Source organism: Collimonas humicola, from assembly GCF_018304945.1.
GTDB lineage: Bacteria > Pseudomonadota > Gammaproteobacteria > Burkholderiales > Burkholderiaceae_D > Collimonas > Collimonas humicola.
In genome coordinates this window covers 14,223-34,091 of record NZ_JAGQEE010000005.1, presented here as the reverse complement: position 1 = coordinate 34,091, position 19,869 = coordinate 14,223, and the positions used below count along the sequence as shown (strand labels likewise).

The 19,869-nt window shown below is 60.5% G+C and carries 15 protein-coding genes; 10 read left to right on the top strand and 5 right to left on the bottom strand.

The window, feature by feature from the left end; genetic code table 11:
• Positions 1-32 precede the first annotated feature (32 nt).
• The 5 genes from def to smc all read right to left on the bottom strand — a co-directional run bounded on the left by def (position 33) and on the right by smc (position 8,577).
• Positions 33-569 carry a peptide deformylase gene (gene def / locus KHU30_RS15995; protein WP_211443636.1) on the bottom strand — a complete coding sequence of 179 codons (537 nt, stop codon included), beginning with the start codon at positions 567-569 and terminating at the stop codon, positions 33-35.
• A gap of 22 nt (positions 570-591) precedes the next feature.
• On the bottom strand, positions 592-1,467 hold the full coding sequence (gene galU, locus KHU30_RS15990) for a UTP--glucose-1-phosphate uridylyltransferase GalU (RefSeq protein ID WP_211443635.1): 876 nt from the start codon (positions 1,465-1,467) through the stop codon (positions 592-594).
• On the bottom strand, positions 1,454-3,559 hold the full coding sequence (gene ligA, locus KHU30_RS15985) for an NAD-dependent DNA ligase LigA (RefSeq protein WP_211443634.1): 2,106 nt from the start codon (positions 3,557-3,559) through the stop codon (positions 1,454-1,456). The genes galU and ligA overlap by 14 nt, the downstream gene beginning before the upstream one ends.
• Before the next feature lie 2 nt (positions 3,560-3,561).
• Positions 3,562-4,701: a cell division protein ZipA C-terminal FtsZ-binding domain-containing protein gene (locus KHU30_RS15980; RefSeq protein ID WP_211443633.1), complete on the bottom strand. Its 1,140-nt coding sequence runs from the start codon at positions 4,699-4,701 to the stop codon at positions 3,562-3,564.
• 336 nt (positions 4,702-5,037) lie between these two features.
• Positions 5,038-8,577 carry a chromosome segregation protein SMC gene (gene smc, locus KHU30_RS15975; RefSeq protein ID WP_211443632.1) on the bottom strand — a complete coding sequence of 1,180 codons (3,540 nt, stop codon included), beginning with the start codon at positions 8,575-8,577 and terminating at the stop codon, positions 5,038-5,040.
• Positions 8,578-8,972: 395 nt separating this feature from the next.
• On the opposite strand from smc, the gene dapC reads away from it, so the two are divergent.
• The 10 genes from dapC to KHU30_RS15925 all read left to right on the top strand — a co-directional run bounded on the left by dapC (position 8,973) and on the right by KHU30_RS15925 (position 19,854).
• A complete protein-coding gene (dapC, locus tag KHU30_RS15970; protein ID WP_211443631.1) occupies positions 8,973-10,175 on the top strand; it encodes a succinyldiaminopimelate transaminase in 1,203 nt (400 codons plus the stop codon).
• Between the two features lie 136 nt (positions 10,176-10,311).
• On the top strand, positions 10,312-11,139 hold the full coding sequence (gene dapD, locus KHU30_RS15965; protein ID WP_211443630.1) for a 2,3,4,5-tetrahydropyridine-2,6-dicarboxylate N-succinyltransferase: 828 nt from the start codon (positions 10,312-10,314) through the stop codon (positions 11,137-11,139).
• A 95-nt stretch (positions 11,140-11,234) separates the two neighbouring features.
• Positions 11,235-12,380, top strand: coding sequence for a PilT/PilU family type 4a pilus ATPase (locus KHU30_RS15960; RefSeq protein WP_211443629.1), 1,146 nt, complete (start codon positions 11,235-11,237; stop codon positions 12,378-12,380).
• A 46-nt stretch (positions 12,381-12,426) separates the two neighbouring features.
• Complete coding sequence (locus KHU30_RS15955; protein ID WP_211443628.1) at positions 12,427-12,780, top strand: ArsC family reductase; 354 nt, start codon at positions 12,427-12,429, stop codon at positions 12,778-12,780.
• Positions 12,781-12,821: 41 nt separating this feature from the next.
• Complete coding sequence (dapE, locus tag KHU30_RS15950) at positions 12,822-13,970, top strand: succinyl-diaminopimelate desuccinylase (RefSeq protein ID WP_211443627.1); 1,149 nt, start codon at positions 12,822-12,824, stop codon at positions 13,968-13,970.
• A 226-nt stretch (positions 13,971-14,196) separates the two neighbouring features.
• A complete protein-coding gene (gene prmB / locus KHU30_RS15945) occupies positions 14,197-15,081 on the top strand; it encodes a 50S ribosomal protein L3 N(5)-glutamine methyltransferase (protein ID WP_211443626.1) in 885 nt (294 codons plus the stop codon).
• Between the two features lie 120 nt (positions 15,082-15,201).
• A complete protein-coding gene (locus KHU30_RS15940; RefSeq protein WP_211443625.1) occupies positions 15,202-17,205 on the top strand; it encodes an ATP-binding cassette domain-containing protein in 2,004 nt (667 codons plus the stop codon).
• Entirely contained in the window at positions 17,163-18,071 is a 909-nt protein-coding gene (locus tag KHU30_RS15935; protein ID WP_211443624.1) for a Rossmann-like and DUF2520 domain-containing protein, read from the top strand. Before KHU30_RS15940 ends, KHU30_RS15935 begins: the two co-directional genes overlap by 43 nt.
• Positions 18,072-18,297: 226 nt before the next feature.
• Complete coding sequence (locus KHU30_RS15930) at positions 18,298-19,101, top strand: cystine ABC transporter substrate-binding protein (protein ID WP_211443623.1); 804 nt, start codon at positions 18,298-18,300, stop codon at positions 19,099-19,101.
• Positions 19,102-19,191: 90 nt separating this feature from the next.
• Positions 19,192-19,854, top strand: coding sequence for an amino acid ABC transporter permease (locus KHU30_RS15925; RefSeq protein ID WP_211443622.1), 663 nt, complete (start codon positions 19,192-19,194; stop codon positions 19,852-19,854).
• Positions 19,855-19,869 lie beyond the last annotated feature (15 nt).

Here is a 19,869-nt window from a genome sequence, read left to right as displayed (position 1 = left end):
GGCGGGCGCAAAAGCATGCCACCCTACGCCGCTCAATCGTCGTGATTCGGATCCAGTTCAGGAAACAGCACTTCGGTAAAGCCGAACTGCGTGAAGTCCTTGATGCGCATCGGATACAGGATGCCGTTCAGGTGATCGCACTCGTGCTGCACCACGCGCGCGTGGAAACCGTCGACATCGCGGCTGATGCGCCCGCCGGACTGATCGAAACCTTCATAATGCAGCCGGGCCCAGCGCGGCACCACGCCGCGCATGCCAGGCACCGACAGGCAGCCTTCCCAGCCGTCTTCGACTTCCTCCGACAAGGGACGCAAGGACGGATTGATCAGGACCGTCTCGGGCACCTCCGGCGCATCCGGATAGCGGACGTTATTCCTGAAGCCGAAGATCACCAGCTGCAGGTTTACGCCGATCTGCGGCGCCGCCAGGCCCGCGCCGTTCACCGCATGCATGGTTTCGAACATGTCGGCGACCAGGCTCTCCAGCTCCGGCGTGCCGAAAGCCGTCACCGGCTCGGCCTGCCGCAGCAGGCGCGGATCGCCCATCTTCAAGATTTCGCGAACGGTCATGATCTGCTCTTCGATATGATGATTATTTGAACTGCTTGAGATACTCGGCAAACTCGGCGCCGGTTTCATGGTGCTTCAGGCCCATCGCCAGGGTCGCCTTCAGGTAGCCCAGCTTGGAACCGCAATCATAACGCTGGCCGGCGTAGCGATAAGCCAGCACCCGTTCGGTTTTCATCAACGCGGCGATGCCGTCAGTCAGCTGGATTTCGCCGCCGGCGCCTTTGCCCAGCCCTTCCAGGTGATCGAAAATCTTGTTGCTCAGGATATAGCGCCCCACCACCGCCAGGGTCGAAGGCGCCTGGTCAGGCTGCGGCTTCTCGACGATGCTGTTGACCTTTTCCAGATTGGCCTGGTAAGGATCGATGCTGACGATGCCGTATTGCTTGGTCTCGGCGCGCGGCACCTCCTGCACTGCCAGCATGCTGGAATTTTCGGTAGCGAAAATATCGGTCATCTGCGCCAGCACAGGCTTCTGGCCGGCCGCCACATCCATGAAATCGTCCGCCAGCAAAACCGCAAAAGGTTCATTGCCGACCACCGGACGCGCGCACAGCACCGCATGCCCCAGGCCCAGCATTTCCGACTGGCGGATGAAGATGCAGTTGATATGTTTTGGAATGACGTTTTGCACCAGCTCCAGCAAACGTTCCTTGCCAGCCGCTTCCAGCTCGGTTTCCAGTTCGTAGGCCTTATCGAAATGATCCTCGATCGCACGCTTGTTGCGGCCGGTGATGAACACCATGTCGGTGATGCCGGCGGCGACCGCCTCTTCCACCGCGTACTGGATCAGCGGCTTGTCGACGATAGGCAGCATTTCTTTAGGCTGGGCCTTGGTGGCCGGCAGGAATCGGCTGCCGAGGCCGGCGACAGGAAATACAGCTTTTCTAATCTGGGTCATGTTCGTTTCCTTGTTCGTTTCCTTGTTTGCTTTCTAACAGAGTGCGGAATGCGGCTTCATCCAGGATAGCGATGTTCAACTCTTCCGCCTTGGTCAGCTTGCTGCCGGCTTCGGCTCCTGCAACCACATAACTGGTTTTCTTGGACACCGAGCCGGTCACCTTGCCGCCGGCTGCTTCAATCATTGCCGCCGCGGCATCGCGCGTGAGCGTGGGCAGGCTGCCGGTCAGCACAAAGGTCTTGCCCGACAAGAACTTGGACGCGCTTTCCGCCGGCAAGTTCTCCGGCCAGTGAATTCCAGCCGCGCGCAGCTGCTCCACCAGCTCGCGGTTCAGCGGATCGGAAAAGAAAGCCAGCAACGAACGGGCCACCACGGGACCGATATCGGCCACTTCCAGCAATTGCTCTTCAGAAGCCTGCATGACGCCGTCGATGCCGCCGAAATGCGTCGCCAGTTCTTTCGCCGTGGCCTCGCCGACATGACGGATGCCTAGCGCATAGATGAAACGGCCCAGGGTGGTCGATTTGGATTTCTCCAATGCGGACATGACGTTTTGCGCCGACTTGTCGGCCATGCGGTCCAGCTCCGCCAGCTTCGACAAACCCAGCTTGTACAGATCGGCCGCGGTGGTGATGATGTTGCGGTCGACCATCTGTTCGATCAGCTGGTCGCCCAGGCCTTCGATATCCATCGCCCGGCGCGAGGCGAAATGCTGCAGGCCGCCCTTGCGCTGCGCGGCGCACTTGACCCAGCCGCCGGAACAGCGAGCGATCGCTTCGTCTTCCAGCTTGACGATCGCCGAGCCGCAGACCGGGCATGCGGTCGGCATGACGAACGCTTGCGCATCGGCCGGCCGCAAGTCCGCCACGAACGACACGACTTCCGGAATCACATCGCCGGCGCGGCGCACGATCACGGTATCGCCGATCTGGATATCCTTGCGCCGCACTTCGTCTTCATTATGCAAGGTAGCGTTGGTGACCGTGACGCCGCCGACAAACACCGGCGCCAGCCGCGCCACCGGCGTCACGGCGCCGGTGCGGCCGATCTGCACTTCGATGCCGAGCACCTGGGTGGTAGCCTCTTCCGCCGGGAATTTATGCGCCAGCGCGAAACGCGGCGCGCGCGAGACGAAACCCAGGGTCTGCTGCTGCAACAGGCGGTTGACCTTGTACACCACGCCATCGATCTCGTAAGGCAGCTGCGGGCGCTTGCTGCCGATGCCGCGGAAAAAATCCAGCAGGCCGGCGGCGCCCTTGACCACGCTGCGCTCCTTGCATACCGGCAGGCCCAGTTCGCTGTACCAGTCCAGCAATGCCGAATGCGACGCCGGCATGGCCGCGCCCTCCAGCGTCCCGATGCCGTAAGCAAAGAAGCGCAAGGTGCGTTGCGCGGTGATGCGCGAATCGAGCTGGCGCAAGCTGCCGGCCGCGGCATTGCGCGGATTGGCGAACTCTTTCATTTCCGCTTCGCGCTGGCGGGCGTTGAGCTTGGCGAAATCTTCCTTGAACATCAGCACCTCGCCGCGCACGTCCAGCACCTTCGGCGGGTTATCGGTATGCAGCCGCAGGGGAATCGCGCGCACGGTGCGGATGTTGCTGGTGACGTTTTCACCGGTAGTACCGTCGCCGCGCGTGGCTGCCTGCACCAGCACGCCGTCTTCGTAGCGCAGGTTAATCGCGAGGCCGTCGAATTTCAATTCAGCCGCATATTCGATCTCGCTGTCGACCTGGGTGTCGAGGCCATCCCTGACGCGGCGGTCGAACTCGACGATATCGTTGTCTTCAAAGCCGTTGCCCAGCGATAGCATGGGAATCGAATGCGTTACCTGTTCGAACTGCGGCAAAGGCGCCGCGCCGACGCGCTGGGTTGGCGAATCGGGCGTATTCAGTTCGGGATGCTCCTGTTCCAGCGCCTGCAGCTCGCGAAACAGCTTGTCGTATTCGGCGTCGGGAATCGAGGGATTGTCGAGTACGTAATAGGAGTGATTGTGGCGATTCAGCTCGGCAGCGAGCCAGGCGGCGCGCAAGCGCCATTCGGCGGCATCGGTAAGCTTCCCCGTGCCGCCGGCATGTGATGATTGTAATGACATAATTAACTGAATAAACGCAAGGCCCGCACTGAGCCGGCTGGAATTTCCGCGGCATCCATTTCACGGTAGAAGGCATCGACCTGGCCGGCGATCTCGGCCAGCTGGACGTCGGCCAGGGGCTGGTTGCTGTCGTCGACCAGCACGCCGCCAAGGCGCGCCGCCAGCGAACGGCCGCAGGCCACCATCGCGCCATAGCCGTCGCGGTCGGGAGCGACGCGCGGCACATCCAGCAACAGGGTCAGGCGGCTGGTGGTTTCGGCAACGGCGCTGGCATTGGTCGACAAGGAGAACAGCAGGCCGCCGTCGCCGTCCGACATCACCATGCGGCCTTCCGGCCGGGCGTCGAAGCCTTGCCGCGTCAGCGCCGCCTGCAAGGTGCTGATGGCCCAGGGCGCACCGTTCGACTGGATATTCACGCCCAGCTGCGCATCGTGTTCGATCACGAACTGATGCAGGGAGCGCGCGGTGTGCATCACTTCCATCATGTCCGGCAGGTCCGGCTCGGCGCCGAGGTCGTCGGCGATCTGGCGCAAACGGCTGACCAGTTCGGAGTATTCGATTTCATTCAGGGGATTGGTGCGGTTGGCCAGTTGCACGCCCGCCAGCAAGGTGCTGTAGACGCCGCCGTGCGCCACCGGCTCCCAGTCGCCGTTGGCGTCCTCGCCGATGAAATGGATAGGCTTGTTGCCGACATGGCGCAGGCTTTGCAGCGCGGGCAGTATCTTGTCGCCGCGGACCGGCGCTTCCAGCGCCAGCGGAATGGCGCAATCGATCAGTTCGTCGACAGGCAAATCCCGGCGCGCAGCCGGCGCAGGCGCCGCGGCCGCCGGAACGCCGGCCGAAGGATTGCCGATTTGCGGCTCCAGCGCCTGCTGCTCCGCGCTTTGTTCGATATCGTCGTGCGGCACGGCGGCCATCATGGCGTCGGCATCATGTTCGCTCTCGAACAGTTTCGGCTCGTGGCGCACCGGCGCCTCGCCTTCGTCCTTGCCCGGCGGCGTCATCAAGACATCGTCATGCGACCCGGAAAAGGCCCGCTCGACACTCTTCTTGGCCTTGTATTCCTGCCATTTATTGTAGGAAATGACGCCAACAAGAAACGCGCCTCCAATGATGAACAGGCTGGTCTGTAAATCTGTCATTCTGCTGATGCCTTAATAGCGAACACTGCCATGTCACCGGCATACGCGCTTGAAATATAAATCTGCGATTGAAATCGTGGTCTGGTCATTGATTAGATCCGAGGAAAAAACACTTCAAAAATAGTTGTCAGTGACCACGCGAATAATTACGTCTTGCTGAGAATCCAGCTGTTCTTATAAAAACGCTACTAGTATTACTGCATATGCTCTCAAGATAAAATTATTGAGACATTTTTTTACAATATATTGCATCGCGACACTTAAACCAGCTTAGTGTCGCTGCAAAAAGTTGTCAAGCAAGCCAAGCCGCACCGCATCGGACTTCGCGGCCGCCATTTAAGCGGGAACCGCATCGCTGGCGAAACTTCTGGCCGCTTCCATATCCACCGCAACAATCCGCGATACGCCCTGCTCCTGCATGGTCACCCCGATCAGCTGCTGCGCCATTTCCATCGCAATCTTATTATGCGAAATGAACAGGAACTGCGTGTTGGCGGACATACGCTTGACCATATTGCAGAAACGTTCGGTATTGGCATCGTCCAGCGGCGCATCGACCTCATCGAGCAGACAGAACGGCGCCGGATTTAGCTGGAACATCGAGAACACCAGCGCGGTCGCCGTCAGCGCCTTCTCGCCGCCCGACAGCAGATGAATCGTCGCATTTTTCTTGCCCGGCGGCTGCGCCATCACCTGCACGCCGGAATCGAGGATTTCGTCGCCGGTCATGATCAGCTTGGCCTGGCCGCCGCCGAACAAGATAGGGAACAGTTCGGCGAAGTGATGATTGACCTTGTCGAAGGTGTCCTGCAGCAAGTCGCGGGTTTCCTTGTCGATCTTGTGGATCGCATCTTGCAGCGTGTTGATGGCTTCGGTCAGGTCGGCGTTTTGCGCATCCAGGAAATTCTTGCGCTCGGAGGCCTGCGCCAGCTCGTCCAGCGCCGCCAGGTTGACCGCGCCCAGGCCGGCAATCGCATTGGTCAGGCGCGTCACTTCGCCTTGCAGATACGATGGCCGCATGTCGGCGGTCAGTTTTTCGCTCAAGGCGGCTTCGTCCGCCTGCGCTTCGAGCAGCTGCTGCACGTATTGTTCCTGGTTCAGGCGCGCTGCCTGCTCTTTCAGCTGCAGTTCCATGATGCGTTCGCGCTGCGGCTGCAGGCTGCGCTCTGCCTGCAAACGAGTTTCTTCGTGCTGGCGCAGATTCTGCGACACCTGGTCGAGTTCGTGGCGGGTATCGGCCAGCGCCCTTTCCTGCTCGCTGCGCTTGTCCAGCAAATCCTGCAGGCCGGCTTGCGCGGCCTGGTCGTCCAGGCTTTCCAGCTCCAGATGGCCTTGCTGCATGTTGGCGAACAGCTGCGCCGCCTGCTCCAGCGCGGTGGCGATGCTGCGCTTGAGTTCTTCGATCTTGTTGCGATGGGATTTTTCCGCGAACTCCGCTTCTTGCGCCGCCCGCTCCATTTCCCGCAGCCGCTGCCGGGCATCGTTGAGCTGCTGCTCCTTGCCCAGGTAGTCGGTCTGGCCGTCTTCATGTTTTTCCTGCAGCTCGGCCAGCTCCATGTCGAGCTGTTCGAACTTGGCTTCCGATTCCATCTTAACTTGCTGCTGCTCGCTTTCCTGGGCGGCGATTTCCGCCAGGTCGGAAGCGATCTGCGAGCTGCGCTGGTTGAAACGCTCCTGCAATTCGGAGAGCTTCATGACATCGATCTGCAAGCCGTGCACGGCCTGGGTCAGGCTGGCGTGGCGCAAGCGCATTTCCTGCAGGCGCTGGGTGGCTTGCGACAATGCCGCTTCCGCCCGCACCGAGCGCGAACGCGCTTCGTCGGCCAGCATCTGCTGGGCGCGCAGCTGCTTGGTGATGTTTTCGATTTCCTGCTGGCGCGCCAGCATGCCGTCCTGCTCCGAATCGGAAGCATAGAAGCGCACGCCGCTCTTGCTGATCACATGGCCCTGGCGCGTCACAAAGCTGGCGCCCAGCGGCAGCTTGCTGCGCTCGGCAAAGGCCGTCACGGTGTCGTCGGCGGCGTAGAAATTGTGCAGCCAGTCTTGCATCAGCACGCGCAAGCCCGGATCGTTCAGCTGCAGCAGGTTGATGAACGGCTTCAAGCCGGCCGGTGCATCAACAGACGCGACAGGCCCGGCAGAGGCCACGCCGTTCGGCGAAAACAAGGCAAGCTTGGCCGGCGGCGCATCGTTGAAGAAGGCCTTGGCCCAATCCAGGTTGGACATTTCCAATGCAGAGGTGCGCTCGCGCAACACCGATTCCAGCGCCGTTTCCCAGCCGCCGTCGATATGCAGTTTCTGCCACAGGCGCGGCAACTCCGCCAGCTCATGTTTCTGCAGCCAGGGCTGTACCTTGCCTTCGGTCTGCACGCTTTCCTGCAGCTGCTTGAGCGCGGTCAGGCGCGCTTCCAGCTGCGCATTGTTGGCGCTTTCGGCATTGACCTGCTGCTGCGCATCGCGCCGCTCTTCTTCCAGCCGCGGCTGCTGCTCCTGCAGCTCTTCCAGCTGCATGCCGACTTCTTCCAGCCCAGCCTGTTTCTCTTCCAGCTGCATGCGCAGATTGGTCAGGTGCGCATTGTCCGGCAGGTTCAAGCCATTCTTTTCCTGCGCCAGCCGTTCACGCCGGCTGCTCAGTCCGTTCAGGATGTTCGAGGCGTTGCGCTGATGGGTCGATTCCAGTTCGATCTGCTGCTGGATCTGCATGATCTTGCCGCGCGATTCGGTGCTCTTCAGCTGCGCTTCGCGCCAGCTCTGCTCCAGCGCCGGCAACTGGTCGTTATGCTGCTGCGACGCTGCCTGCGATTGCTCGACGCGCGCCATCAGTTCTTCCAGATGCATCTCGGCTTCCACCAGGTCGTCCTGGAACTGCGTACCCTGGCGCTGCCATTGATCGCGCTGCGCGGTCAGGGAATTGAGTTGCGACTGCAGGCGGTTGCGCGATTCGATGACGAACTTGATCTGCGCTTCCAGGCTGCCGATCTCGGAATTGGTCTGGTACAGATGGCCTTGCGCCTGGTGCATGCGGTCGCCGGCGGCATAATGCGCCTGGCGCATGTGCTCAAGCTCGGTTTCCACATGGCGCAGCTTGGCGGTCTGCTCTTCCAGATCGGTCTGCGCCTTCTCGATATCGCGGAAGAATTTTTCCTGTTCGCTCTTGGCTTCATTCTTGCGCAGCAGCCACAGCAGCTTCTGCTTCTCTTCCTGGTCGCCCTGCAGCTCATGGAATTTTTGCGCAACCGCGGCCTGCGCCTGCAGCTTTTCCAGGTTGGCGTTCAGCTCGCGCAGGATGTCTTCCACCCGCACCAGGTTCTCACGGGTGTCGTTCAGGCGGTTTTCGGTTTCCCGGCGGCGTTCCTTGTACTTCGATACGCCGGCGGCTTCTTCCAGGAAAATCCGCAATTCTTCAGGACGCGCCTCGATGATGCGCGAGATCATGCCCTGCCCGATAATCGCGTAAGCGCGCGGACCGAGGCCGGTGCCGAGGAAGATATCCTGGATATCGCGGCGCCGTACCGCCTGGTTATTGATGTAATAAGTCGAAGTGCCGTCGCGCGTCAGAGTGCGCTTGACGGCGATTTCAGCGTACTGGCTCCACTGGCCGGCGGCTTTGCCGAGGCCGTTGTCGAACACCAGCTCGACCGATGAACGGCCGGCCGGCTTGCGGTGCGAAGAACCGTTGAAAATAACGTCCTGCATCGATTCGCCGCGCAGCTCGGAAGCCTTGGATTCCCCCAAGACCCAGCGCACCGCGTCGATGATATTGGACTTGCCGCAGCCATTAGGCCCCACCACGCCGACCAGCTGGCCTGGGACCTGGAAATTGGTGGGATCGACGAAAGACTTGAATCCCGATAATTTAATGGAAGTTAGACGCACGTTATCGACTGTTCTTATCAAAGTCGGCGAAAAAGCTGCCGTCATACTAAAAACGGGAAAAAAACCCGCAGGAGATCGCCATCATAACATTCCGCCTCACCATATATGCGATCTGAATGGCTGTGAACCGCGGGAAATATGATTGTTACTTCAGTCGCAAACCCTTCATGCGCGACAAGGCCGAGCATAAGAGTATCTGCCTTCAGCTTGGACAAGCACTCGAAAAATTCCAAGAAGACAATGAAAAGCAAAAAAATAGCGCTGAATCCGCCTTTGCCAGCTTCTCGGATCCGCAATGGCGACCATCAAACAGGTCACTTCTGTATATAATGCAAACAGCATGTTTACGGCAGTTTTCCCTCTTCCATCTTTGTTATTCATCCGTCATCAACCACGTGAATCCATTACTAGACCGGCTGCAACCCTACCCGTTTGAAAAACTGCGCGCGCTGTTCGCCGGCGTCACGCCCAATCCGGCGTATAAGGCGATCAGCCTCGGTATCGGCGAGCCGAAGCACCCAACCCCGAAATTCATCCAGCAAGCGCTGACCGACAACCTGAGCGGCCTGGCCAGCTATCCGAGCACCATCGGCGCCGAACCCTTGCGGGCAGCGATCGCCGGCTGGCTGGAGCGCCGCTACGGCTTGCCGGCGCTGGATCCGGCGACTCAGATCCTGCCGGTCAACGGCTCGCGCGAAGCGCTGTTTGCGCTGGCGCAGACGGTGGTGGATCCGTCGCAGCGGGATGCGCTGGTGATGTGTCCGAACCCGTTTTATCAGATTTACGAAGGCGCGGCCTATCTGTCCGGCGCCCAGCCGTATTTCGTCAATTCCGACCCCGACCGCAATTTCACCCCGGATTACCGCAGCGTGCCGGACGATGTCTGGCCGCGCGTCAAGCTGCTTTACCTCTGCTCGCCCGGCAATCCGACCGGCGCCGTGCTGTCGCTGGAAGACTGGAAGGAATTGTTTGCGCTGTCGGACCGCCACGGCTTCGTGATTGCCGCCGACGAATGCTATTCCGAGATTTACTTCAAGCCGGAAGCGCCGCTGGGCGGCCTGCAAGCGGCCAATATCCTGGGCCGCACCGGTTATCCGCGCCTGATCGCTTTTTCCAGCCTGTCCAAGCGTTCGAATGTGCCTGGCATGCGTTCCGGCTTTGTCGCCGGCGATGCCGCCATCCTGAAAAAATTCCTGCTGTATCGTACCTATCACGGCGGCGCCATGAGCCCGCCAGTGCAAGCGGCTTCGGTCGCCGCCTGGAACGACGAAACCCACGTCGTCGAAAACCGCGCCAAATACATGGCTAAATTTCAACAGGTCACTCCTGTACTGCAAACCGTACTGGACGTGGCGCTGCCGGATGCCGGCTTTTACCTCTGGGCCAAGGTAGACAAATTGGCAGCAATCTCCGACACCGACTTCGCCAAGCGGCTATATGCCGAATATAATGTAACGGTATTGCCCGGCAGTTATCTGGCGCGCGACGCCCATGGCAGCAATCCGGGCCGGCAACGGATACGCATGGCGCTGGTGGCGGAAGTCGATGAATGCCTGGAAGCGGCGCAGCGCATTGCCGCATTTTGCCGTAGCCTTTAGCTTCTCGTCGGCATCGGCCTTGACGGCGGGCGCCCTGCAGCGACGGCCTGATCTTACGTATTGCACCGTGACGATATAGCTTGACCGTCGTCATGGTCAAATTCATGTTTTTAAACTTTTTTTATCAGCAACTATCATGACTCAATCTCTGCAAGCATTTATCGACCAAGCCTGGGAACAGCGCACCGAATTTTCCCCGAAGACCGCCCCCGCCGATGTCCGCGAAGCGGTCGCCAAGGTCATCGCCGAACTGAACCAGGGCAGCCTGCGCGTGGCCGAGAAAATCGACGGCAACTGGGTCGTCAACCAATGGATCAAGAAGGCTGTGCTGCTGTCGTTCCGCCTGGAAGACAACCTGCCGATGCCGGCCGGCGAGAACATGCAGTTCTACGACAAGGTGCCGACCAAGTTCGCCAACTACACCGCCGAAGATTTCGCCAAGGGCGGTTTCCGCGTGGTGCCGCCGGCAGTGGCGCGCCACGGCAGCTTCATCGGCAAGAACGTGGTGCTGATGCCGTCCTACGTCAACATCGGCGCCTATGTCGATGAAGGCACCATGGTCGATACCTGGGCCACCGTCGGCTCCTGCGCGCAGATCGGCAAGAACGTCCACCTGTCCGGCGGCGTCGGCATCGGCGGCGTGCTGGAACCGATGCAAGCCAACCCGACCATCATCGAAGACAACTGCTTCATCGGCGCCCGTTCGGAAATCGTCGAAGGCGTGATCGTGGAAGAAAACTCGGTGATCTCGATGGGCGTCTACATCGGCCAGTCGACCAAGATCTATGACCGCGCCACCGGCGAAGTCAGCTATGGCCGCATCCCGTCGGGCTCGGTAGTGGTGTCGGGCAGCCTGCCTTCGGCCGACGGCAAATACAGCCTGTACTGCGCGGTCATCGTCAAGCGCGTCGACGCCAAGACCCGCGCCAAGACCGGCATCAACGAACTGCTGCGCGAAGCTTGATACTGGCGGGATGGAGCTGCACGGATAGTGCGGCTTCGTCCCCAGCGACCAGATAAAACGAATAAAACAAATAAAAATAAACTAAGGAGTTTTTGATGGCAATGGATCGCTTGTTTCGTCTGATGCGGGAGAAGGAAGCATCGGACATGTTCCTGGCGCCGGGCTCGCCCATTCATCTCAAGATCAAGGGCCAGATGGTCCCGGTCAATCAGCAGAACATGGATGACAACACCATCCTGTTGCTGCTGAAAGAAGTGCTGCCCGCCGAACGTCTGCAGGAGCTGGAGCGCAACAATGAATTGAATCTCGGGGTGCCGGTCGCCGGCATCGGCAGTTTCCGCTTCTCGGCATTCCGCCAGCGCGGCAGCATTTCGGCCGTGATCCGCTATATCCCGATCGATATTCCTGCATTCGAGACACTGCGCCTGCCGCCGGCGCTGCTCGACCTGATCGGCCGCAAGCGCGGCCTGCTGCTGATCGTCGGCTCCACCGGTTCCGGCAAGTCGACCACCATCGCCTCGATGCTGGACTATCGCAACAAGACCCAGGCCGGCCATATCCTGACCCTGGAAGATCCGATCGAATTCCTGTTCCAGAACCATCGCTCCATCGTCAACCAGCGCGAAATCGGCAGTGACACCACCGATCTCAGCGGCGCCCTGAAAAACGCCCTGCGGCAGGCGCCGGACTGCATCCTGATCGGCGAAATCCGCGACAAGGCGACCATGTCGGCCGCCCTCGCCTACGCCCAGTCCGGCCACCTGGTGGTCTCGACGCTGCACGCCAACAACACCTACCGCGCGCTGAACCGCGTGATCAGTTTCTATCCGATGGAAAACCGTCCGGCGCTGCTGGAAGACCTGGCTTCGACCCTGGCGGCGATCGTTTCGCAGCGCCTGGTCCGCACTGTCGACGGCGAACGCACGCCGGCGGTGGAAATCATGCTCAACACACGCCATGTTTCCGAACTGATCGAGGAAGACAACATCAGCCAGATCAAGGAAGCGATGGAAAAGAGCCTGGCGCCCGGTTCGCAGACTTTCGAGCAGGCGCTGATGCAACTGATCGAGGACGGCGTCATCACCCAGGACGAAGCGCTGGAGCATGCCGATTCGCCAAGCAATCTGTACTGGCTGATCAACAACCACACGCCGAGTTCGAAGAAAAACCTGGCGCCGATTGCGCCGGAACCGGAACGCGTCGAAGGCGCGACCTTCACCGAATTTACCCTGGATCTTTAAGCATCCTCATTATCTGCAGCAAATTCTGCGGCAAACGAATTCATCTATGGCAATTACTCTTTACGGCATTCCCAACTGCGACACGGTCAAGAAAGCCCGCACCTGGCTGGAAGACCAGGAGATCGCCTACACGTTTCACAATTTCAAGAAAGACGGCGTCAGCGCCGAGCTGATCGCCACCTGGCTGGCGGACATTCCCTGGGATACGCTGGTCAACCGCAAGGGCACGACCTGGCGCGGCCTGTCGGAACAGCGCCGCAACGGCATTACCGACGGCATCAGCGCCACACCCTTGATGATGGAGCTGCCGTCCATCATCAAGCGCCCTGTGCTGTACACCGGCAAGCAAGCCTATGTCGGGTTTTCGGATGCGCTGTACCAGGAAATCTTCAGCCAATAAGCCAGCAAACCCTTTACCGCAACACCATTGAAATGCCGCACATGAACAAGCACAGCAAAACCCTGGCACTGGCCGAACAACTGATCGCCCTCTCCTCCGTCACGCCGCAGGACAAGGGCTGCCAGGCGCTCCTGATCGAACTGCTGGCGCCGCTCGGCTTCGCCTGCGAAACCATCCAGTCCGGCGACGTCACCAACCTGTGGGCGCGCAAGGGCACTGAACGTCCGCTGCTGGTGTTTGCCGGCCATACCGATGTGGTCCCTACCGGACCGCGCGAGCAGTGGCAATCCGATCCCTTCCTTCCCAGCCATCGCGACGGCAAGCTGTACGGCCGCGGCGCAGCCGACATGAAGACATCGATCGCGGCGATGGTGGTGGCGGTGGAAGAATTCACCCAGGCCTGTCCCGGCCACAGCGGCTCGATTGCCTTCCTCATCACCAGCGATGAAGAAGGTCCGGCCACCGACGGCACCGTGGTGGTATGCGACAAGCTCAAGGCGCGCGGCGAACAGCTGGATTACTGCATCGTCGGCGAGCCGACCTCCAGCTCGACGCTGGGCGACATGATCAAGAACGGCCGCCGCGGCACCATGTCCGGCAAGCTCACCGTGAAAGGCGTGCAGGGCCACATCGCCTATCCGCAGCTGGCGAAAAATCCTATCCACCTGGCCGCCCCGGCGCTGGCTGAACTGGCTGCCGAAAAGTGGGACGAGGCCAATGAATACTACCTGCCGACTTCCTGGCAGATGTCGAATATCCACGGCGGCACCGGCGCTTCCAACGTGATTCCCGGCGAAGTGGTGATCGATTTCAATTTCCGCTTTTCCACCGCCAGCACGGTCGAAGGCTTGCAGCAGCGGGTGCATGCGATCCTGGACAAGCACGGCCTGGAATACACGCTGGCCTGGACCGTAGGCGGCCGGCCGTTCCTGACGCCGCGCGGCACATTGAGTGAAGCGATTTCTTCCGCGATCAAGGTGGAAACCGGCATCAACACCGAACTATCGACTACCGGCGGCACCTCCGACGGACGTTTCATCGCGCAGATCTGTCCGCAGGTGATCGAATTCGGCCCGCCTAACGCCAGCATCCACAAAATCGACGAACACGTTGAAGTCCAGTTCATCGATCCGCTGAAAAACATTTACCGGCGCACCCTGGAAAACTTGCTGCCGTCTTCAGCCGCTTAGCGGCACGCAAATGTTGCACAAACAGTTCGCAGCCGCAGATGGCCGCACATTGTTGCGGCCTTATTTGCTCTAATTTGAACAAATAACAACAAAATCAATGCCTTAGCGGGCTTCTTGTCTCGCTAAGACCCATTCGGCCTGGCATTTCCGATAAAATCCGCCTGACACTTTCGCGACCCCGGCGGCCAAGCCGCCGCACACCCGCCCTACCTTTATAATCTGCACCATGACACCACAATCCTTTACCTCCATCCGCGACTTGCTGCGCTATGCAGTGACCCGCTTCAATACCGCCGGCCTGTTCTTCGGCCATGGCAGCAGCAACGCGCTGGATGAGGCAGCCTACCTGATCCTGCATACGCTGAAGCTGCCGCTGGACAAGATCGAACCGTTCTTCGATGCGCGCCTGCTGCCGCATGAAATCGAAGCGGTGTTGCAAGTCATCGAAAAACGCAGCGTCGACCGCCTGCCGGCCGCCTACATCACCCACGAGGCCTGGCTGGGCGACTACCGGTTTTATGTCGACCAGCGCGTGATCGTGCCGCGTTCCTTCATCGCCGAACTGATTCCCGACCATTTCTCGCCGTGGCTGCAAGAGCCGTCGGCGGTCAGCAACATCCTGGAGCTGTGCACCGGCTCCGGCTGCCTGCCGATCATGCTGGCCGATGCCTTCCCCGAAGCCCATGTCGACACTGCGGATATCTCGGCGGACGCCCTGGCGGTAGCGCGCCGCAACGTCGACGACTATGAGCTGCAGGACCGCATCACGCTGATCGAATCCGATTTGTACAGCAACGTGCCGCCGAAAAAGTACGACCTGATCGTCACCAACCCGCCGTACGTGAACTCCGGTTCGATGGGCAAGCTGCCGCAGGAATACCTGCGCGAACCGCAGATCGCCCTGGCAGGCGGCAGCGACGGCATGGACCTGGTGCGCCAGATCGTCGCCGGCGCCAAGCAGCGCCTGACCGCAAACGGCATCCTGGTGGTCGAGATCGGCAACGAGCGCGCCTTCGCCGAAGCGGCCTTCCCGGACCTGGAAATGACCTGGGTCTCGACCAGCGCCGGCGACGACATGGTGTTCCTGCTGACCGCCGACCAGCTGCCATAATCCAGCATCACCGGCAAGGGTCCACCGCCCTTGCCGAACCTAGCACAATCAGCACGATCATCACGACCGGCATGCCGCTGACGCATGCATGGCCATTCATTTAGCAAGTAGATAGTAGACATGATACGTTTTCAACAAGTTTCCCTGATGCGCGGCGTCAAGCCTTTGCTCGACAATGTCGACGTCACCCTCAACCCGGGCGACAAGATCGGCCTGATCGGCGCCAACGGCGCCGGCAAGTCCAGCCTGTTTGGACTGCTGCGCGGGGAGCTGCATGCCGACCTCGGCGAAATCGATTTTCCGTCGAAGTGGCGCATGGCCTACGTTGCCCAGGAAACCCCGGCGCTGGACCGCCCGGCGATCGAATACGCGATCGACGGCGACGTCACCCTGCGCCGCCTGGAAGAAGAACTGGCGTTCCTGGAAAGCGAACCGGAAAGCACCTCGAACGGCATCCTGATCGGCGAGCTGTATAGCGCGCTGGCTGACGCTGATGCCTACACCGTGCGCTCGCGCGCCGAGCAGCTGCTGACCGGCCTCGGCTTCTCGCTGTCGCAGATGGACCAGCCGGTGGCCAGTTTTTCCGGCGGCTGGCGCATGCGCCTCAACCTGGCGCAGGCGCTGATGTGTCCGTCCGACCTGCTGCTGCTTGATGAACCGACCAACCACTTGGACCTGGACGCCATCATCTGGCTGGAAGACTGGCTCAAGCGCTATGCCGGCACCTTGATCATCATTTCCCATGACCGCGATTTTCTCGACGGCGTGGTGAACGTGATCGTGCATATCGACGAACGCAAGCTGAAACGCTATTCCGGCAACTATTCTTCCTTCGAGCGCCAGCGCTCGGCGCAGCTGGAACTGGCCGCCGGCGCCCTGGAAAAGCAGATGCGCCAGCGCGCCCACCTGGAATCTTTCATCAACCGCTTCAAGGCCCAGGCCAGCAAGGCGCGCCAGGCCCAGAGCCGGATGAAGGCCCTGGCCAAAATGGAAGAGCTGGCGCCGCTGCGCGCCGCCGCCGAATTCTCGTTCGAATTCCGGGTGCCGCTGAGCGCGCCGAATCCGTTGCTGGTGATGGAAGACGTCAGCGCCGGCTATCGCACTGAAAGCGAAACCAGCCATGACGTCACCGAAAAGGTGATCGTCGCCGGCATCAATTTCTCGCTGCAGATCGGCCAGCGCATCGGCCTGCTGGGCGTCAACGGCGCCGGCAAATCGACCTTCATCAAGACCATCGCGGAAGAGTTGAAGCCATTGCACGGCGTGGCCCAGTTCGGCAAAGGCTTGTCGATCGGCTACTTCGCCCAGCACCAGGTGGAAATGCTGCGCCACGACGAATCGCCGCTGTGGCACATGGGCAAGATCGCGCCGACCACGCGCGAGCAGGAACTGCGCAACTTCCTCGGCAGCTTCAATTTCAACGGCCCGATGGTGACCAGTTCGATCAAGCCGTTTTCCGGCGGCGAAAAAGCGCGCCTTGCGCTGGCCCTGATCGTCTGGCAGCGCCCTAACCTGCTGCTGCTGGATGAGCCGACCAACCATCTGGACCTGGAAACCCGCGAAGCCCTGACCATGGCGCTGGCGCAGTTCGAAGGCACGTTGGTGCTTGTATCGCATGATCGCCACCTGTTGCGCGCCACCACCGACCAGTTCATCATCGTCGCTGACGGCAAGGTAGCGCCGTTCGACGGTGACCTCGACGATTACAAGGACTGGCTGTTCAAGACCAAGCTGGCGGCCAAGAACAGCGCCGCCGACGCGGCTCTGCCGAAAGCCAGCAGCAAGGCCAAGATCGCCAGCGCGGTAGCACCGGCAGCGCCTGTGGTCGACAACGCCGACCGTCGCGAGCAGAAGCGGCAGGAAGCGGAAGCACGGCAAAAGCTGGCGGCGCAGAAGAAGCCTATCGAGTCGCGCATCAAGCGCCTGGACGAGCAGATCGCCAAGCGCAGCGCTCAGAAGGCGGCTGTCGACACCCGCCTGGCCGATCCGGAAATCTACGACAAAGAGAAGAAAAAAGAACTGGCGACGCTGCTGACCGATCAGGCGTTCTACAGCAAGGAACTGACGCAACTGGAGGCGGAATGGCTGGAACAGCAGGAAGCGCTGGAGCAACTGGGCAACTAGGCGCCGGCCAGGACGGCGCTGCGCAACGCCCCAGAACGCTGAACATCATTGGCTGCGGCAAGCTCGGGCGCAGCCTCGGTTTGCTGTGGCAGCGTCGCAGCGGCGATCTGCGGGCTTTTACCCTGCTCGACATATTGAACCGCTCTCCCGCCAGCGCACAACAGGCCAGCGCTTTTATCGGCGCAGGCAGGGTGGCCTCGTCCTTTGACGATCTGCGTCCCGCGGACGCCTGCCTGATTGCCGCCGGCGACGACCAGATCGCCGCCTGCTGCAACGCTCTTGCAGCCGCCGGCAAGCTGCTGCCTGGCAGCATCGTGTTTCATTGCAGCGGCGCCCTGTCGTCGCTCGAACTTGCCTCCGCCAGCGCGCTTGGCGCAGCAGTGGCCAGCATCCACCCAATCCGCAGTTTCGCCTCGCCGCAGCAAGTGGCCGACAGCTTTGCCGGCACCTGGTGCGGCAGCGAAGGCGATAGCGCAGCGCTGGCAATTCTCGGCCCGGCCTTCGAAGCCATCGGTGCGCAGCTGGTCGCCATCGAGCGCGAACAAAAAACCCTTTACCATGCGGCAGCCGTATTTGCGTCCAACTATCTGGTGACCCTGATCGATGTCGCCCAGCAAGCGTATGCCGCTGCCGGCATCGCGCCGGAACTGGCGCTCAAGCTGATTGAACCGCTCTTGTCGGAAAGCGCCGCCAACGCCTTCCGGCTCGGCCCGGCCGCCGCACTCACCGGCCCCATTGCGCGCGGCGACCTGGCGACCGTGGCGCGGCAATTGCAAGCCTTGCAGCAGCGCAAGCCGCAGCTTGCCGGCCTGTATGAGCAATTCGCGGCAGTGACCAGCGAACTGGCCTCGCGCAGAGAGCCCTGACCTGGTTTTTGTCGCGCTTAACGCACGCAAGAACAGCGGCAAGCCCTAAGAAAGTAGATTTTCTGCCATCTGAAAAAATTCGGAAAAAAATCTAAAATGCAAAGACAATAAGTGCATATAGAATGGAGAAAGCTTCATTTTACGTTTGACCTGGAAAGCCCTTAACATAGTCGTCACCAGCAACACCTCCTTGTGCTTGTCTGTGCCCTCAACCTAAGGATAAAAAATGGCCACAACACTGTCCCGACTCAGCAAGATTGCAGCGGCAATCCTGATCACCGGCGTCACGCTGAACGCCTTCGCAGCAGATCTGCTCGATACCGTCAAATCCCGCGGCACCTTGAGGGTCGCAATGGAAGGCAACTACCCGCCCTTCAATTTCAAGGATCAGAAGAGCGGCGAGCTGAGCGGCTTTGAAGTCGACGTCGCCAAATTGCTGGCGGCCAAGCTGGGCGTCAAGCCGGAATTCACGACAACGGAATGGAGCGGCATCCTGGCAGGCCTGGGCGCCGGCAAATACGATGTCATCCTGAACCAGGTCGGCATTACCGAAGCGCGCCAGAAAACCTTCGACTTTTCGCAGCCCTACACCCTTTCCAGCGCCCAGCTGATTGTCCGCAAAGACGAGAAGCGCAGTTTCCCGACCCTGGAATCGCTGAAGGGCTACAAGCTCGGCCTCGGCCAGGGCACCAATTTCGAGCAAAAAGCCAAGGCCGTGCCGGGCATCGATGTCAAAACCTATCCCGGCTCGCCTGAATACCTGGCCGACCTGGCCAGCGGCCGCATCGACGCCGCCTTGAACGACCGCCTGCTGGTTGGCTACCTGCTGAAAAGCTCGAACCTGCCCTTGAAGGCTGGCGCCACTTTCGGCGACATCGACAAGATCGGCATTCCTTTCCAAAAAGGCAATCCGAAATTTGAAGCGGCTTTGAACAAGGCGCTCGACGAGATCCTGAAAGACGGCAGCTTCAAGCAAGTCTCGTTCAAATGGTTCGGCTTCGATGTTAGCAAAGCGCCATCTGCGCAATAAGCCGATTCGCGCTACACTTGTCTCAAACCAGACATCCCCGCCCACCGCGGGGATGTTTTTTTAAGCAAGAAAATCTAGAACAAAGAGCCTATGGAATTACTAGATTTGCTGCAGCAGGCAGCGCCCACTTTGTTCCGCGGCGTCGGCTACACCCTGATATTTGCAGTTGCGTCGATGCTGGGCGGCCTGCTGCTCGGCTTCCCGCTGGCGATTGCCCGCATCCTGCCCTCGCGCTGGGCGCAATGGCCAGCCACCGTGTATGTCAGCCTGATGCGCGGCACGCCGCTGCTGGTGCAAATCTTTGTGATCTATTACGGCCTGCCGAGCATAGGCATCAGCTTCTCGCCATTGACGGCCGGCATCCTGGCGCTCAGCCTGAACGCCGGCGCCTATCTCTCGGAAAGCTTGCGCGGCGCGATCCTTGGCGTGCACGGCGGCCAGTGGTCGGCCAGCTACAGCCTCGGCCTGAACTACGGGCAAACCCTGCGCCATATCATCATTCCGCAAGCGATCAGGATCGCGGTGCCATCCATGAGCAATACCCTGATCAGCCTGATCAAGGATACTTCGCTGGTCTCGGTCATCACCGTGACCGAACTGATGCTGGCCACCAAGGAAGTGATTGCCGTGACCTTCCGGCCGCTGCCGCTGTACCTGGCAGCCGCCGCAATCTACTGGTGCCTGAGCATCTGCTTTGAACGCCTGCAGAGCCGGCTTGAGCGCAAGCTCGGGCAGGCGCACAAATCCAACTGATATCTGGGCTCAGAA